This is a genomic window from Streptomyces sp. NPDC057302 (assembly GCF_042667685.1).
Taxonomy (GTDB): domain Bacteria; phylum Actinomycetota; class Actinomycetes; order Streptomycetales; family Streptomycetaceae; genus Streptomyces.
In genome coordinates this window covers 1-16,712 of the sequence record NZ_JBHUZJ010000010.1, presented here as the reverse complement: position 1 = coordinate 16,712, position 16,712 = coordinate 1, and the positions used below count along the sequence as shown (strand labels likewise).

The window sequence follows — 16,712 nt, the reverse complement described above, 5'->3', positions numbered from 1 at the left end:
GAAGCCGATCCTGTGAGGAGTCAGCCGTGGGAGGCGCTGCGGAGGGCGGCGCAGTCAGTCACCTTCTCCGCGAAAAGCACTGAGGTACTTCTCCATGAACTCTTCTTTTCGTCCACCGTTGTATTGCGTGATGAAGCGGGGGTGCTCCAAGGGCACGATCCTCTTGAAGAAGCGCTGGTGCTCGTTCACCTCCGAGAGGAACTCGAAGTTCCCGCTGACCCCGATGCAATAGCACACCGACGTGTCGGTTCCAAGTGCGAGCTGGCGTTCCAGGGTGCCCACAAGGAAATCACGTAGAATCCCCAAGAGCTTCTTGTTGTCGTAGAAGTTGCAGTTGACCTCTCGGCCCTGGCGATTCGGTTTGACCAGTCCGAGGGGGCACACAAAGCTCATGACGAAGTCGGCGTAGAACTTGGTCCGCCCCCCGTAGCCGCTGATGACGTCGTCCAGGAACCCTGCGGAGGGTCGACTGACCGCATAGCCGCCGACCTCGACTCCGGTTTCGCTTGCGAGGAGCTTGGCGTCTTCGAACGGGACCCCGGTCACGGCTGATCCCCGCCGGGCGGGTGAGCTCCCCAGCACGAGACGGCGTGGCCTGTTGTCGTTGAAGTACTTGCGATAAAAAGCGGTCGTCACTTCGAGGACACGCTCTTTCTGGGGGCCGCTGAACGGGTTGAGGACCGCGTATCCGGGCGGAAGTTGAAGCGTCGTCTCCGCGAGTTCCTCGTTGAACTGCAGGATCTGATCGGCGACGGTCGTGTGCCCGCTCATTGCAGTAGTTCCTTCCTTCACGCCTTCACGCCAGCTGCGCTGCACAGCGCGGTCGTTGCCGGCCGTGCCGCCCGCCAAGGTCAGCCGGCGGTAGCCGACAGGTAAATCTCGGTGCTGGTTGGGCGTATTTGGATGTTCTTGAAACCGGCGCTTTCCAGCTCCGCGCCGATCAGTCTGGCCGTGTCCATTCCGCGGTAGAGGTCGACGAACTCAGTGCCGGGGATAATCAACCCTGGCACGACGCAGCCCCGCTGAGCGTATAAGAATCCATTGGCCACGGAGACGATAATCACCGCACCGGACTTCAGGATTCTGTGGGCCTCTGACGCCGCCGCGGGCGTGTCGAAGAAAGACGAGTTGTATGTCCTTAAGGAGACATAGAGATCGAAACTCCCTTCCGGGAGTTCGGACAGATTTTCGGCGCTGGAGACGACCGTCCGCGATGCCGGAATGCGTTGCCTTATGTTCACAAGGCCGCTTTCCGCGATGTCGACAAACGTTATCTCCGGGCAGTCGGTGAACAGGGCAGACGCTTCGTGGCCGGCGCCGACTCCGACGTTGAGGATGTTGACGGCAGACAGTGGGCGTGGGGACGACTGGCTGTAGACCGCCATGAAGTCGTCCATCCACCTCGCGTTTGCGGAGCGAGCGTCGAACGCATCGTCATAGGCGCCGTATTTCGCATCGAACGCCTCGGATAGTGCGGCCCCCACGACGCGAACAGCCTCCTCGTGCTCGATCCCGTACCGCTGACGAATGAAGGAAGCGAGCGCAAACCTCCCCCGGTTCGCGCTGACATCGCTCCTGGTGAGGGCCAACCCCATCGACGTCAGCGTCCTGGAGACGGCCTTACTGATGCGGTGTGTGGAGTAGTGGGGGTTGCACTCGATGCTCTGCTCGCTCGTGGCGTAGAGGTCCGGATTCTGCTTGAGAATCTGACACTGCAAGTCATCGGGGAATCGGTGGACCTGGCCGTGTGTGGTGACGGGATCGTCGTCTCGGTACGTCGTCAGCGCAGGATCTGGCAGACCGACGTAGACCCTGTCAACGCGCACCTCCCTCAAGAGATCGCCGAGCTCGAACGAGCCGTCTGCTGACAGGGTGTTTATCGTCAGATATGCGCCATGAACGCTGGGTGTTCCGAGTTCTTGCATCCTGCGCCGCAGAATTCGATACCAGGATGCGCCGCGTACTTCGCCCTCGAAGGCGAAACAAATCAACTCGTCGTGTTCAGAAACGAGCGCAACGCCGACCCGCCGACCTGGGCATGGCGCCGTTTGCGCGACCCTAATGGCGTGGTTCATCCAGTAGGTACTGTTCGGACTCATCTGGACCTCTGCCCCTCGGCGGCACTGCGCTTCCTGTTGTTTTGCAGAACCAAGCGGGTGATCACCTTCACGAGACATCCTTCGGGGTGACACGGAGCGTGAACTTCGGATGAGGTCGCCGTAGCAACTGTTGGAGGACGACGAGTACGCCGTCCTGGAGGTTCGCCGGGGCCGTTGCCTAGCACCATTGGGCTGCAACCGGGCAGGATGAGGCGACCATGAGGAGCGCTCACTCACGATCATCAGCAACTCCCGGAGAGGACAGCCACCTTGGATAGAGAGGAAGGGGCGTCGTTCGCTGCGGAACTCAAGCACTGGCGCAACGTGCGGGGCCTGTCGATGGCAGGTCTCGCCCAGCGCCTCAACATCGACCCCTCGTACGTGAGCCACCTTGAGTCCGGACGCGAACACGGCAGCTCCCAGCTCGCGCGCCGCGCCGACGTAGAACTCGACGCAGGTGGAGCCCTGTGGCAGGCGTGGCAACGCACCGATGCGTCTTCGCAGGCTCCCGAGTTGAGCGAGCCGCCATCCGGCTCCGGACTGCTGGTCCTGGAGGACGACGCAGCGCTCCGCTACGACGGCCGCTTCCACCTGAGCATGCGACGACTCCTGCGCAACACCGGCACCGATCCCGTGACCCGCTACCTCGTGCGCATTGCCGTCGATCGATATCCTTCCGAGCCTGAACGGTCCAACGCCCTCTACCGCCGCAACCCGCTGACCTGGGAGGAGCTCCAGCTGACGGCGCACTGCGGAGACGAGCCGATGGGCTGGACCGTCAAGCACGACCGGGACGCGTTCAAGGAAGTCTGGCTGCAGTTCCAAAACCCGAGAAGCCGCTTCCCTCTCTACCCTGGACAGGAGGCGGAGATCGCCTACTCGTACTCCGTCGGCGCGGAGAAATGGGGCCCATGGTTCCAGCGAGCGGTGAGGCTCCCCACCCGACGTCTGGCAGTGGAACTTACCTTCCCCCGTGACCTCGAACCGTCCGTCTGGGGAACCGAAACGTCCATGAGCGCCGACTTCGCGCCGCTGCGCACGCCGCCGCGGCGCACCGAGCGAGGCGAGCAGAGTGTCTTCTCCTGGACAACGCTCGACCCGCCCCTGCACGCCCGCTTCCGCCTTGAGTGGCGTCTGAAGAACGCAGTCGACGAGAAAGAGAACGGCCCCGTGAGCACCCTGTCCGCGAGCCAAGCCATGGCCAACGCCGGGATCGTCCAGGACGGTGATCCCATCCTGGCCCGCCCCGCCCGCCCCTTCGACCTTCCCGGTGAGGCCGATGAGGCCAAGCAGGTTGTCAGCGCATTGATGGACGCGGTCGCCCGCGTGCGCCAACTTCACACGTTCGGGAAGGGCATGGGTATCGCCGCTCCCCAGCTTGGCATCGACCGATCCGCCGCCGTAGTGATCCCGCCGGATGCGGGCGCGGACCCGATCGTGCTGCTGAACGCTGCCGTTGCCGAGTCCGCCGAAGACGAGGACGAGCAGTACGAGGGCTGCCTGAGCTACTTCGACGTGCGAGGCCTCGTGCCCCGCCCGCTGAGCATCGTCGTCGAACACAAGGATGCGGACGGCTCCACGCACTTGACCCGGTTCACCCACGGTCTGTCTCGGCTCGTTCACCATGAGGTCGATCACCTGGCTGGAGTGCTGTATCGCGAGCGCATGCGAGCGGGCATGGAGCCGATCCCGGTGGAGGAGTACCGCGGAACCGGTCAGCGATGGACGTACGGCTGAGAGACGGCCGAATGCGGGCTGCGCGGCGTGCACGATCGGCATAGGGCCTCCACATGAGTTAGGGCTCCGGGCAGGGCGGCCGGACGCGGACGTACGACTGCCGTACTCCCGCTGCGCGGGGCCGACTTCACCGTGCGGCCGCGGCGCACCGCCCCGAGGGAAACCATCGACCGACGCCTACGGGGTCTCGGTGACAGGCGACGTGTCCGGGAGGGGGAGCGGCCAGGACATCTCCGTGTTGCCGGAACCGCCGCTGACCCACTGCTCGTGCCCGTCGACGTGCACCCGGTAGACAGATGGTTGGCCAGCCGCCCGCCATCGGGCAGCCACACGCTGGATCTCCATCCAGACGTCGCGGGGGCCGGAGGTGGTAACGGCCCACCGGTGATAGCCCTCGGGCCGCACGCGCATCCACGATCCACAAGCGGGGGCGCCGACCAGCAGCTGCTCATCGTCGAAGTCCCGCACCAGCCCGCCCAGATGATGGTCGACTGCCAGCCACAAACCATGTGCCGTCTCCCCAGGCGGGGCCAACCGGCTCCACTGCGTCCAGTCACCCGACTCCGTAGCTATCCGCGCGCGGAACTCCGACGTGAGGACACTCAGCTTCGTGCTGTCCCCGCCATGGTGGGCGCCGTCCGAGGCTCGTAGCTCCGCCCTGACCTTGCCGTTCGCAGTCCGCGTAACTACGGCAAGCCCCGGCCGCAACGGCGACGTCGTGATGACGTGCACCAGCAACCGGCCTCCCGGAGCCAGCTGTTCAACCAGCGCGTCCGGTACACGCGGCCCAGCGCACGCCAAGATCCGGTCGTAGGGCGCAGCGGCAGGACAGCCCTGATCGCCAGGGCCGTTCACCACGGTGGGCCAGTAGCCGAGTTCGGCTAGGCGGGCCCCGGCGGCATCCGTCACGTGGGCGTCCCGGGCGACCGTGACCACACCCGAGTGGCCACAGACGTGACTGGCCACCGCGGCGATCACCCCCGCGCCCGTCCCGATGTCCAGCACCCTTTGTCCGGGCAGAAGATCCAGCTCCCGGAGCAGGAAGGCGGTCAGGCCCATCCCGGGGAAAGCTGAGGTGATCGACCCGGTCAAACTGGTGCCGCGGGCCCGGCCCAGGATCGGCTCCTCGTCGCGCTGGATCCCTACGCTGGCCCCGCCGTACAGCACGGAAAGCAGTTCTCCGCGGTCCTCCCGTTCCGTCCAGTCCAGCAGATCCCACCGCCCCGGCCTCTCGCCGGGAGCGCTGCGCCGCACGTAAGCCTGCGGTATCAGCACCTCGCACGACAGCGCCAGAAGAGCGTCTCGCACGCGGCCCCTCCCGAGCGTCCCGTCCCCCTCCAGCCGCGCCACCATGGCCGTCCGTGCGGTGACCGGATCCGCCACGGTGCCGAGCACCTCATTGGTGCGGGCCGGGCCGGGGGGAGGCTGTGAGGACGGTCCCGGGCGGTGTTCGATGTGCGTGTGCGGGGTGCCCGATCGTCCCGGACCAGCCGCCTCGTTCGACGCCGTCATGACGTCTCATCCCGGTGCAGAGTGGGAACACCGTGGGGATGCTTGGGGCCGTCCGGGCTGCCCTGGTTGCCGGTGGCCGAGGTGCTGTTGAGCAATTCAGCCAAGATGTGCCGGTGCAGGGTCAGGACTCCGGGCAGGTGGTCCGACATCCGCCGGGTGCGTTCAGTGTCCGCGATGCGGAACGTCTCAATGGCCGGGCCGAGGGCCTCACTCAGGTAGGCCCGGTCGATGCGGCTGGCACCGCCCTGGCGCGCCTTCTCCTTTCCGTAGCCGGCGGTTGGCTTGAGGGCGTCGGACAGGCCGAGATGCTCGGCCGCCCACCGTGCGGCGTCGACAAAGCCAGCCGCCGTCAGGATCCGATCGCCACGGTCGTCGGTGCGGCGGCTACCGTCCTCGGTCGGACCCTCGTTCTGGGCGTATCCGTTCCAGTCGCCCGCGGCGATCGCCAGCCACCCGTCCTTGGCCAAGGTGGTGTACCAATTCGCCTCGTCCATACGCCTGTCGGCCGACCAGTAGCAGGAATGCTCGGAGGTCAGGCTCAGTGAGCGGGGACTGAGCTGTCCGTCGGTGTTGCGCATCCTGACCGATACATTCGCCGGTGCGTGCCACCCAGCCCACGGGTGCCGGTGTTTCTGGGTAACTGCGAACGGGCCGTCGTCGCGCAGGAAGATGACATTGTCGTTTCCGGATGCCGAGGTTCTCGCCGCCGGGTATCCGTGCATCTCGAGGCGGGCCTGGACATGGAGCAGGTCGCGGGCCTGCGTCTCTTGCCAGAGCACGACATGCGGCGTCTGTTCGCGAATCCATTCGCAGGCCGCTTCGACATGCTCGCCCTTCCTGATATTGCAGAACACGAGGGTGATCTGGCCTTGAGTGGAGGGGGTCATCACGTGCTCGCTCTCTTCGTAGTCTTGGTCGAGGGCCGCTCGTCCCGGTCTGCGCGATGGGAGGAGCTGGACCGGCAGGGATATTGCGAGGGAGGCCCAGCGCGAGGGCGCTGGACTCTCTGTCCGGTGTGCCTGACAAATGCGCCTGCACAATGGCATGTTGACTGCCCAGCCCTCTTCTACGCCTTCGCCATGTTTCTGCTCGGACTGTCGCGCAGGTGACGGGCGGGAGAGCGAACCAGTGCGAAGGCACTCACCGCTGTGACGGCAGCGAAGGCCATGGCGGGGCGCAGGCCAACCAGCTCGACGAGCTGCCCGGCGGCCAGCACGGCTACTGCGCACGGGGTGAGCGTGATCCAGGTGCTGACCGACTGAAGTCGTCCTTGGTACTCCGGGCTGCACCGGCCCTGGCAGACGAATCTCTGTTTGGACCCGTATGCGACGGCTGCTGCGGTCCACACCGCGACAGCCGCTCCGATCACATACGGCACCGCAGGCCCTGTCCCCACGAGCAGCACGAGCAGCACGAGCAGCATGGCGAGCGGCAGAATCGCGAGCGCGCACTGCATGAGCGGACCGTCCCCCCACCGAGGCGCAGACTTCGCGCCCACGAGGCCGCCGATTCCACCGCACCCCACCACCAGGCCGACGGTGACCGCCGAGTAGTGCAGATGCTGGACAAGGAGCACCAGCAGCAGCGTGTCCCAGGCCGTGAGGGACACCCTCATCACGGTCGTGCAGAGCAGCAGCCTCCACATGATCGGATCAGCCCGGGTGTATCGCAGGCCCGATTTCGTCTCGCCCCACACGGTGCTGCCGCGCTCACGCGGCTGCGGCTGAGGCTCCGCCGTCTGAATCCGGGTGATGCACACGGCACTGACCAGATAGGCGACGACATCGACCGCGACCGCCCAACAGGGGCCGGCAATGGCGATCAACCCCACCGCGAGAGGCTTGCCCGCGGTTTGGGCACACGCCCATAGCTCCCACACGCGGGCATTGACCTGCGCCAACTGCTCTTGCCTTACCAGCATTGGCGGATAGCTGACCGACGCCGTGCCGACAACGTCATTGACTGCTGCGAGCAGGAGGGCCACACCGTAGAGGATCGGCATGGACAGTGCCCCTGTCATCGCCGCGAGCGGCACAACGGCAAGGATGGCAGCGCCTGCTGCTCTGCCCCAGACGAGCAGCGGCAGCCGCCGATACCGGTCGACCAGGGCCCCCGCCACCAGGGCAGTCACCACTGACGGCGCCGTACCTGCCGCCACCAGAAGGCTCATCTCCACCACGGTGGCCCTGAGGTGGATCAGCGCGAATAGGGGGAGGGCCACTGACGTGAAGGCCATTCCAAGTGTCCGGACCACGACAGAGGCGAGGTAGTAACCCAAGTCCCTGCGCGCAACCTCGTTGGCTCCCGGTGCGGCGTCGTGAGCGAATTGAGGAGGCCTACACGAGTCTCTACTCCACTTTGTCACGCTCATCCGCTGTGGCGTATCCGATACTGCTGTGGCTGTTGATTCGGATTTCGTGGGTGCCCGCACGCCGAGTGAGGTCTCGGATGGCGAGCCAGTGCGCATTTTGATCCAGGTCCCGTATGGATGTGGCGAAGCGTCTACAGAGAGACGCATCCCTTCGATTCGTTCTGATCCGCTGCGGATCCCCGTCTGGCGCTGGTCCATCACTCCGCATTCCGATGGGCAGTGTGCGGAGCAGGCGCGGCGGCAGCTGCTGACGCGAAACTGCGCTGCGCTGCATGGACGCGAGCCAAGCTGTTCTCCGGGGACAGCGACACCTGGAATGCGTGTTCCAGGATGCTGTTTCTTAAGGGGCTCTCGTCGGGCCCGGTGGAGTAGACCACCCCATGTGCCTCTTCCACGTACAGGCGTTGCCGGGTCAATGAGAGCTCGCTCAGGGTGCCAGGGGGCACGACGAGGGGCGCGGACATCGGAACGATCCGAACCCGAACGTCGCCGCTGTCGACCGTCTCGAGGACGTGGGCGAGCTGGTCGGCCATCACCGTGGGACCTCCGATGGCCCGAAGCAGCACGGACTCGTCCAGCAACACGGTGATGTGCTTGCCGGGAGCGGCGGGGAGGACACGGGCCGAGGTCTCAGAAGCGGTGGGTGTGTGGGCCCCGAACTGGACGCTGCGCCAGAGTGCTGCATATGCCGGTGTGTGGAGAATGCCGGGGATGAACCAGGCGCTGTAGGCCACGATTGTGCTTGCCGATCCTTCACACGCCCGGAGACGTGAGAGCCACCCGGGGCCGCCGTCGTGGCAGGCGAATCGGCCCTTGGTGGCATCCCGGATCAACGACATGAGCGCTTGGGCGTGATGCTCGCCGACGACGCCGTATGCGCGTAGCAGGTCCTCCACCATGGCTTCGTCCGGGATGAGGTAGCCCGTTTCGATCTCGCGGGCCATCGCGTAGCCACCACCGATGATCTCGGCCGCGTAGCTGAGGGGCAGTTGGCGGTCATGGCGCAGGGACCGCAGGTATGTTCCGGCGACCACCCCGCCAGCCGAGGGGGCCGTGGGGTGTGGGGTCATGCCGCTCACCTTGCAGCCATCTCTGACGCGAAAGCGACGAAGCGCTGGTGCTGGTGGAAGTAGTGGAGGATGCGCTGGTACTCGTAGTTGTCCAGCGGCATCGCGGACCGTCCCATGACGAGGAGACCGTGGGCAGGGCCGATCACTGCGTAGCGGCAGGCTGCCGCCAGGCCATGCCGCTGCTCACTGGAGCGCCATACGGCGTCGTTGTCGTCGAAGTAGGAGTGCTCCGTCACATGCCAGCCAGGCTTCTGGCTGGCGCACCGGCGCAGCTGCTCCAGCGCTTGGCGCCGCTTTTCACCGGGGGTTGCAACCACGTAGGGAATGAGAGTGACGGTGGGTTCCTGCGTGAGGTCTTTGAGTAGGTCGCCCATGTAGTGGGTGCGCAGGGTGTCGAGGTGGGCGGAGACACGCGTTGGGTCCTGACTCGGACGCAGCGGGTACTCACCCGCCAGTAGAGCGGTGAGGCTATCGGCCTTCGCGTCACTGTCCGGTGGGTTGGGCGAGTGATCTGCGGGGATGCGCGCGGCGCGATCGTGGTCCATGTGGAGTGTCCTTGGAAGGGGTCAGGCCACGCTGGTGGCCTGCGTGGTGGAGGGAGCGGTGAAAAGCTGTGACCACTGGTCGCGTTCACTGCTAAGGGTGGCTTCGCCCAGGTGGTGGAGCTGGATGTCATCGGGTCCTGCGGGCGCGGCGATATGGCGGATGTCGCGGTCAAGACGGGCGAAGGGGTAGTCGGTGCGGGTCGCGTAGCCGCCGAAGAGGTCGGCGGCCTGCTGCGCTGCGGCTACTGCGGCTCGCTTGGCCGTGAGTTTGGCGTTGAGCAGCGCGGGATCGCATGGCACCGCCCGGTCGAGCAGAGCCGAGGCGTGGTAGGTGGCCAACTCGGAGGCCATGAGCCCATGGCGGATCTCGGCGACGTGGTTGCGGACGACGGGATTGTCGGAGAGGCGACCGCCGCGGCGTGGGCGGGTGGTGACGAAGGTGACGGTGTCATCGAGTAGTCGCTGGTGCAGGCCGAGCGCGACCGCGGCCAGGTTGAGACGCCCGCACACCACCGAGGCGCCGTACGCGGCGGCCATGCCGTCACCTTCGTCGCCCAGCAGGTTGGCGGCCGGTACACGGACGTTGTCCAGGAGGAGAGTGCCGGCGCTGAAGCCATGCAGACCGACGTAGGAGGGCAGCTCCAGGGTGACACCGTCGCGGTCGGCTTCGACGAGGAACGCCGACAGCGCGCGAGTGTCCCGGCTGCCGGGTTTGCCGGTGCGGGCGACGATCAGGTGCAGCCCGGCGATGTGGCTGTTACCGATGAAACACTTGTGGCCGTTCAGCACCCAGGAACCGTCGCTTTGGGGATCGGCGGTGCTGGTCATGCCGAGGATGTCACTGCCTGCGTCAGGTTCGGTGACGGCGATGGTCATCCAGAGTCCGGCGGCGATCTGCGGCAGCCACTGTGCCCGCTGTTCGGGGTTGGCCAGCACCTGCAGGGCGTAGGCGGGGATGAGGGAGGCCTGGTAGGTGGCGCCGGCCGCGCCGCACCAGTAGGACAGCTCCTGGATCAGGAGCATCTTGGCGACGTGCCCGGCGCCCATCCCGCGGTATGGCTCTTCGGGTATGAGCACACCGGTCCAGCCCTGCTTCGCCAGAAGGGCGGGGATGATGCGGTCGACGTGCGTGCCGGCCTCCTCCATCCGCGCGGTGAGCGGCGCGATCTCTTCCCGGGCGAAATCGCGGACCAGTGCCCGCAGACACTTCTGCTCCTCGCTCAGGTATGGCTCGACCTCGGATATCATCTGGTTCCCCTCCCTGTCAGTGGCAGTGGTCGCAGGTCAGATCAGCGCTGTGCGGGATGTGTGAGGTGCGAGCAGTGCGACCGCTTCCTCCGCGAAGCGCTTGCTGAGGTCGACCGCCTCGCGGTCCCACTGGGTCTCCTGCCTGCCGATGACGCAGGCCGTGCCGAGGCTGATCCCCGTGGGCTGGTGGATCATCGGGGCACCCAGGTAGGTCTTGACGCCGAGTTTGTGCATGGCGCCGTTGCCGGCGCTGCGGGGGTAGTCGAGAACGTTGTTCAGCGGAAAGGCTTTACGGCGGTCGAGGGTGTACACGCACCAGCCTTCCGTGCGGCTCATGGTGCGCGCGGTGTGGGGCGCGCAGGCTTGTCCGGTGCTGTGGCCGCCTGCCGCGCGTGGTGTGGACAGTCCGGCGAAGAACTGGTCGTGGGTGATGATGTTGACGATGCCGTCCAGCTCCCGACCGCCGGTGAGCGCGCTGGCGGCCTCGGCGAAGCGGCTGGCGAGTGCGTCCAGTTCCTGCATCGGGCGGCGGTCGTTCAGCCCCAGTTCCTCCAGCAGGGCCAGGCGCTTGGGGAGTTCCCGGTCGATGGGTGCATCGTGGCGACCGGTCGCGATGTTGTAGGTGGGCATCAAAACTTCCTCGGAGGTGGCAGCCGCAAGGGGCTGGTCGGGAGTTGTGTCAGCTTCATGTGCTGGCGCGGTGGTGTGCGTGCGTGACGAGTTCGATCAGTACGTCATGTGCCGAGCTTCTGTTTCGCGCGTCGCAGGTCAGCAGGGGGACGGCCGGGGCGAGGCCCAGTGCGTGCCGCACTTCGGACACGGGATAGGGCTCGGCGCCCTCGAAGTGGTTGACGGCGACCAGGAAGGGGATGTCCTCCACCTCGAAGTACTCCACGGCGGCGAAGCAGTCCTTCAGCCGTCGGGTGTCGGCCAGGACAATCGCTCCGAGCGCGCCGCGGGTCAGGTCGTCCCACATGAACCAAAAGCGGTCCTGTCCAGGCGTGCCGAACAGCATCACCTGCACCTCGTAGTCGAACTCTGTCCTCCTCACGGGCAGCGTGATGCGTCCGACGTCCATGGCCACGGTGGTGGTGGTTTTCGGTTCGGTCCCGGTCAGGTGGTCAACATCCTCACTAGCCACGGACATGACCTCCTCGGTCCGCAACACCTCGATCTCGCTGAGCGCGCCGACCAGGGTCGTCTTCCCGACGCCGAAACCACCGGCGATGACGACCTTGACTGCCACCGCCATGGGCGTTGCGGTGTCAGGGCAGGTTGCGTAGGCCATTGAGGACGTCCTCCAGGATGCGTGGGTCTTTGCCTGCCTCGGAGGGATCGCGCAGGCCGGCTGGCATGGGAGTGGCGAGGTAGCCGTCGTCCATCAGGTCACAGACCATGATCTTGACGACTTGGAGTGGCTGGCCGATCGTTCCGGCGATCTGTGCGAGGGAGCAGGCGCCCAACCGGCAGGTTTCGAGGATCGGCAGGTAGTAGGGCTGCGGGGCCGCATGAGGAGCACCGACGGTGGCGATGACCACCAGGGTGGTGCGGTCAAGGTCTCGGGACGGCTCGGAGCGGCCCCGCACCAGGAGGTAGGGACGGAGCGGTCCCAGACCGTCCCCAGCCCCCTGTGCGGCCGTATGCCCGCTCATGTCAGATGCGCTGCCGCGCGGGCACGGACAGACTCTGCGGCACCTGCTTGGCCAGCAGCGCCATCTCGTAGTGGATCTGGCCGATATCGGCTCCGGGCTCGCTGACCACCGTCAAGAGTGCCCCGGAACCGGCCTCCATGACCAGCAGGTTGGTGTCTTTCATCTGAATGAGGGCCTGATCCACTACGCCGTCGCTTCCGAGCCTTTTGCTGGCACCTTTGGCCAGGGAGTGCACACCGCTCGCAAGGGCGCTGAGGACGTCGGCGAGTCCGGAGGCGTGATCGCCGAGATTCACCTGGCTGACCAGCATCCCGTCATTGGAGGTGACCAGCGTGGAGCGCACACCACGGGTCTTGTTCACGAAGTTCTGCAAGAGCCAGTCCATAGGCGGAGCGGTGGGGGTGGTCATGCTCGTCCTCCGTGCTGGTGAGGGTTGGTCGGGTCGGCTTCGGCTTCGGCGTCAGGGGCTGTGGCAAAGGGCTCGGGCGCGGACCGGTCGACTCCCTGGGCGAAGGCACGCACTACGCCTGGATCGGGCGCGCTCTCTCGGGAGGCGGCCGGGCGCTGCTGCTGGTCCTGCAGTTCGGGATGGCGGTAGGACTTTGAGGGGTCGCGTGCCGGTAGCGGTGTCCGGGCTGCTGGCTCCGCCGCGGCGGGGTGGCCGTGCTCCGGCGGCCGGGGAACGTGCCGTTGCGGCAGCGGTGCTTTCGGGCTTGCTTGGGCTGAACCGGCGGTGGGATCCGTCGGGTGGACGACCGAGAGCGCGAGGGTGGTTTCCGCGGGCATCTGCCCTGCGGAGCTGTCACCGGCACCGGGGGGCGAGGACGTCGCAGACGGTGCCTTCGCAGGCGCGGATGCGGACGTCCGGTGGGGTCGCGGTGATGCGTCGCTCTCGTGCAGCTGAGGGGCCGGGATCACGACGACGGCGGTGATCGCCCCGTACACGTTGGTTTCCAGGTGCACGCGCAGGCCATAGCGCTGGGCGAGGTCGGACACAGCCCAGATCCCCAGGCGTCCGTCGCGGACGTACTCGTTGGTGTGGTGCGCGGTGCCTGCCAGCAGCTGGTTGAGGTGCTCCAGGGTGGCGGTCGGCATCGAGGTACCGCGGTCCTCGATCTCGACGCAGGCTCCCGCGGGAGCCTGCGTCAGGCGCACCCTCACCGGATGCTCGGGCGGGGAGAAGTTGAGGCCGTTGTCGATGAGTTCGGCCAGCAGGTGCGCCAGTGCGCCCGTGACGCGGCCCCGGACGGTGGTGTCGATCGGCGCGATCACCTCGACACGGCGGTAGTCCTCGACCTCCTGGATCGCATGCTGCAGGACAAGCGACAGCGCGGCCGGCTCCCGGGGCTCCTGGGGTGCGCCGCCTCCCAGGATGATCAGGCTGTCGGCGAAACGCCGCATGCGGGTCGTCTTGTGGTCAAGGACGAACAGCCCGCGCAACACCTCGGGATCCTCGGTGTTGCGCTCCAGGTCATCAAATCCGCTGATGGCCTGGTTGGAAAGCCCCAGCATGCGACGCCCGAGCACCAGCAGTGCAGCCCGGTCCCTGTCCGCCGAGCTGTTGGCCACCAAGACCTGGATATCGTGCACGAAAGCGTCCCAGGCGCGGGCCAGTTGTGCCAGCGGATGATGGCCGGGACTCGCGTCCGGCAGGGCACGGATCTGCGGCTGCTCCCCGCGGTGCACTTGATCCATACAGGCATGGATGTCCTTGAACGTCTGCGGCAGCCCTTCGCGTAACTGGCTGGCCCACTGCGCGTCGAGCTTGGCTTGGTGCTGGAGCGTGTTCGCCACGGACGTGCTCATCGACCAGGCCACTGCCGAGGCGAGAGCGCACGCGCTCGTCACAGCGGCCCAGATCAGCCAGCCGTGTGAGATCTGGCGGGCAGGATCACGCGTCAGATAGATGGCGATGAGTAGCATCGGCACCGTCACCAGAGCCGGTAGGACCGCGATGCGACGCAATCTCCGGCTCAACGTGCTCGGTGCTGCCGCACGACGGCCCGTGAGGTGTTGACGGGCATGCGCGGGCGCTGTGGTGTCAGGCATGTCTCGCCTCGCCCTCGACCGCCGTCACCGAAGGGCCGGGTACCGGAATCTCGCAGCGGATCATCGGCGCCAGACCACGCCGGTCCAGGGCTCTGGCCTGCAGATGAACCACACGCTCGCCGCTGGGCAGGAAGTACAAGTTCGTCTGCTCCCAGCCGCATTCACTGCGGAGGAAGGCACTCAGGCGCCCGGGCACGGCAACGCTGCTCGGCTTCGGCTCACGGACCTCGCACCGCGCCCAGGTGCAGCCGTTGCGCGCGGCGAAGTCGGTGGCCCACAGCGTCATGAGCCGGCCGATGCTGTCGTCCCGGCCCGGGACACCGTACGCATCGCAGAGCAGCACGCTTGGCTCACTGCCCCCGCGTCCCCAGTGCTGCAGGACCGGTTCGCGGTGCAGGTGCAGGTGCAGGTAACCGATGAGGACGTCGTCCTCGTAGAGGCCCACCTCGTCGGTGTCCGCATCCGGGCAGTGCTGGCGGGCATCGGTGTAGCCGCGCTTGGCCTGCCACTGTCGGCGGTCCTCCATCAGCGCTTCCACCTCGGCGCGGGCGGCCGCGGTGCGTACGGGACGCATCACGTAGGCGGAGGGGAGAGTCGTGGGCCAAGACGGTGCCGGCGCTGGTGCCGCTTTTGCTGCATCGTGCTGCGGCGACCGGTGGATGCCGCTCACTGCGTCGCTCCGCTGCTGGGCTCGGCGGTCATCGGAGCGGGCGCCAGGACCTGCCAGGAATGTCCCAGGGCCACCAGGTGGGCGGGATCAGCGGCACCGGACTTGGTACACAGCTCATCGATGCGGTTCCGCAAGCCCCTCAGGGGCAGACCGCACACCTCGGCAATCGTTCTTGCCCGGGAGTGGTGGGCGAGTGCGCGCATGAGCAGCTGGTCGGCATCGGTGAAGTCGGGGGCAGGCCTGTCGGGGGCAGGCGGCGGCACCTGACCGGTGAACAGCAGCACGTGCGCCAGAGCCGCGCGCGAGGAGCCGGGCGCTGCCACGCGGATTCGCACACGGGACAGATGACCCCGGATCGTGACGGGGGAGCGGTTCCTGTGCGCGGCGAGCTTGTCGAAGGTGCCGTCGACAAGCCGGAGAGCGATCTCCTTCTGCGCCGAGGTAAGGGCAACAGCGGGCGTAGTGGTCATCTCAGGTTCCTGGTCGGGTCGAATATCAGAAAGGTCCCAGGGCGAGAGGGCCCTGAATGTGGCGGTAGGAGGGCGCCAATGGTGTGATCCGCTCACCGCGCGGGTCAGGCGCGTGTGGGCGCCAGGTGGTTTCGGCGGGCAGCCTGCGTGAACGGCGGGCGGGTGACTGCAGGCGGCCACACAGCCTGGGCGAGGTGTGGCGCCGTGGTGACGCCGTACGCCCCGCTGGCCGTCAGCCGCAGTGCCGTGTCGATGAGGGCGACGTGGCTGAACGCCTGCGGGAAGTTGCCGACCTGGCGCTGCAGCCGGGGATCCCACTCCTCGGCGAGCAGCCCCAGGTCGTTGCGGAGCGCGAGCAGCTTCTCGAAGAGCCTGCGGGCCTCGTCGACGCGGCCGATCATCGCCAGGTCGTCCGCCATCCAGAACGAACAGGCCAGGAAGGCGCCTTCGTCGCCTTCGAGCCCGTCCACGCCCGCGTCGTCGCCCGTGGTGGGGTAGCGCAGGATGAAGCCGTCCGGCGTCGAGAGCTCCCGCTGGATCGCCTCGATCGTGCCGATGACGCGCTTGTCGTCGGGCGGCAGGAAACCCATCTGCGGGATGAGCAGCAGCGAGGCGTCCAGCTCCTTGGAGCCGTACGACTGCGTGAACGTGTTCCGCTCCTTGTCGTAGCCCTTCTCGCAGACGTCCCGGTGGATGTCGTCGCGCAGCTCGCGCCACTTCTCCAGGGGGCCGTCCGCGTCACCGGACTCGATGAGCTTGATGGTGCGGTCCACGGCGACCCACACCATCACCTTGGAGTGCACGAAGTGGCGGCGCGGGCCGCGCACCTCCCAGATGCCCTCGTCGGGCTGCCTCCACGCGGTCTCCAAGTGGCGGATAAGGCGGAGCTGCAACTGCGCGGCATAGTCGTTGGGATCCAGCCCAGCCCCGTGCGCCAGGTGCAGGGCCTCGGTGACCTCGCCGTACACGTCGAGCTGGAGCTGGTGCGCGGCGCCGTTGCCCGCGCGGACCGGCGTGGAGTCCTCGAAGCCCGGCAGCCAGTCCAGTTCGGTCTCGCCGAGCTCGCGCTCGCCGGCGATGCCGTACATGATTTGGAGGTTCTCCGGGTCGCCCGCCACCGCGCGCAGCAGCCACTCGCGCCAGGCGCGGGCCTCCTCGCGATATCCGGTGCGCAGCAGCGACGACAGGGTGATGGCGGCGTCGCGCAGCCACGTGTAGCGGTAGTCCCAGTTGCGGGAGCCGCCGATGTCCTCCGGCAGTGAGGTCGTCGGCGCCGCGACGATGCCGCC

The 16,712-nt window shown here is 66.9% G+C and carries 17 protein-coding genes; 1 reads left to right on the top strand and 16 read right to left on the bottom strand.

The genetic code is table 11. The features are described 5' to 3' along the window. Window positions 1-54 precede the first annotated feature (54 nt). Entirely contained in the window at window positions 55-771 is a 717-nt protein-coding gene (locus tag ACFUPX_RS10225; RefSeq protein WP_383319110.1) for a uracil-DNA glycosylase family protein, read from the bottom strand. Window positions 772-851: 80 nt separating this feature from the next. Next, window positions 852-2,099 carry a methyltransferase domain-containing protein gene (locus ACFUPX_RS10220; protein ID WP_383319107.1) on the bottom strand — a complete coding sequence of 416 codons (1,248 nt, stop codon included), beginning with the start codon at window positions 2,097-2,099 and terminating at the stop codon, window positions 852-854. Between the two features lie 270 nt (window positions 2,100-2,369). Between ACFUPX_RS10220 and ACFUPX_RS10215 the strand changes: the two genes are divergently transcribed. Continuing rightward, entirely contained in the window at window positions 2,370-3,836 is a 1,467-nt protein-coding gene (locus ACFUPX_RS10215) for a peptide deformylase (protein ID WP_383319104.1), read from the top strand. Between the two features lie 177 nt (window positions 3,837-4,013). Here the strand turns inward: ACFUPX_RS10215 and ACFUPX_RS10210 are convergent, their stop codons facing one another. The 14 genes from ACFUPX_RS10210 to ACFUPX_RS10145 form a co-directional block, all read right to left on the bottom strand. After that, the gene (locus ACFUPX_RS10210; RefSeq protein ID WP_383319101.1) at window positions 4,014-5,348 is read right to left on the bottom strand and encodes a protein-L-isoaspartate O-methyltransferase; all 1,335 of its coding nucleotides are present in this window, start codon (window positions 5,346-5,348) and stop codon (window positions 4,014-4,016) included. Next, on the bottom strand, window positions 5,345-6,238 hold the full coding sequence (locus tag ACFUPX_RS10205; protein WP_383319098.1) for an endonuclease/exonuclease/phosphatase family protein: 894 nt from the start codon (window positions 6,236-6,238) through the stop codon (window positions 5,345-5,347). Before ACFUPX_RS10205 ends, ACFUPX_RS10210 begins: the two co-directional genes overlap by 4 nt. A 176-nt stretch (window positions 6,239-6,414) precedes the next feature. Continuing rightward, window positions 6,415-7,719, bottom strand: a complete 1,305-nt coding sequence (locus ACFUPX_RS10200; protein ID WP_383319095.1) for an MFS transporter — start codon at window positions 7,717-7,719, stop codon at window positions 6,415-6,417. 197 nt (window positions 7,720-7,916) lie between these two features. Further along, a complete protein-coding gene (locus ACFUPX_RS10195) occupies window positions 7,917-8,789 on the bottom strand; it encodes a helix-turn-helix transcriptional regulator (protein ID WP_383319092.1) in 873 nt (290 codons plus the stop codon). A gap of 5 nt (window positions 8,790-8,794) precedes the next feature. Further along, window positions 8,795-9,334: a hypothetical protein gene (locus tag ACFUPX_RS10190; protein WP_383319089.1), complete on the bottom strand. Its 540-nt coding sequence runs from the start codon at window positions 9,332-9,334 to the stop codon at window positions 8,795-8,797. 21 nt (window positions 9,335-9,355) lie between these two features. Further along, window positions 9,356-10,582 (bottom strand): acyl-CoA dehydrogenase family protein, encoded by a 1,227-nt coding sequence (locus tag ACFUPX_RS10185; protein ID WP_383319086.1) that lies wholly within the window; start codon window positions 10,580-10,582, stop codon window positions 9,356-9,358. A 36-nt stretch (window positions 10,583-10,618) separates the two neighbouring features. Then, on the bottom strand, window positions 10,619-11,212 hold the full coding sequence (locus ACFUPX_RS10180) for a GAF domain-containing protein (protein ID WP_383319083.1): 594 nt from the start codon (window positions 11,210-11,212) through the stop codon (window positions 10,619-10,621). 55 nt (window positions 11,213-11,267) lie between these two features. Beyond that, window positions 11,268-11,834: an ATP/GTP-binding protein gene (locus ACFUPX_RS10175; RefSeq protein ID WP_383319080.1), complete on the bottom strand. Its 567-nt coding sequence runs from the start codon at window positions 11,832-11,834 to the stop codon at window positions 11,268-11,270. 13 nt (window positions 11,835-11,847) lie between these two features. After that, on the bottom strand, window positions 11,848-12,234 hold the full coding sequence (locus ACFUPX_RS10170; RefSeq protein ID WP_383319077.1) for a DUF742 domain-containing protein: 387 nt from the start codon (window positions 12,232-12,234) through the stop codon (window positions 11,848-11,850). A gap of 1 nt (window position 12,235) precedes the next feature. Then, window positions 12,236-12,643, bottom strand: coding sequence for a roadblock/LC7 domain-containing protein (locus ACFUPX_RS10165; RefSeq protein WP_383319074.1), 408 nt, complete (start codon window positions 12,641-12,643; stop codon window positions 12,236-12,238). After that, window positions 12,640-14,169: an ATP-binding protein gene (locus ACFUPX_RS10160; RefSeq protein WP_383319071.1), complete on the bottom strand. Its 1,530-nt coding sequence runs from the start codon at window positions 14,167-14,169 to the stop codon at window positions 12,640-12,642. The genes ACFUPX_RS10165 and ACFUPX_RS10160 overlap by 4 nt, the downstream gene beginning before the upstream one ends. Before the next feature lie 106 nt (window positions 14,170-14,275). Beyond that, window positions 14,276-14,857: a hypothetical protein gene (locus tag ACFUPX_RS10155; protein ID WP_383319068.1), complete on the bottom strand. Its 582-nt coding sequence runs from the start codon at window positions 14,855-14,857 to the stop codon at window positions 14,276-14,278. 92 nt (window positions 14,858-14,949) lie between these two features. Beyond that, window positions 14,950-15,423, bottom strand: a complete 474-nt coding sequence (locus tag ACFUPX_RS10150; protein ID WP_383319065.1) for a hypothetical protein — start codon at window positions 15,421-15,423, stop codon at window positions 14,950-14,952. 104 nt (window positions 15,424-15,527) lie between these two features. Next, window positions 15,528-16,712, bottom strand: a 1,185-nt coding sequence (locus tag ACFUPX_RS10145; protein ID WP_383319062.1) for a glycoside hydrolase family 15 protein, incomplete at its 5' end; no start/stop codon positions are given.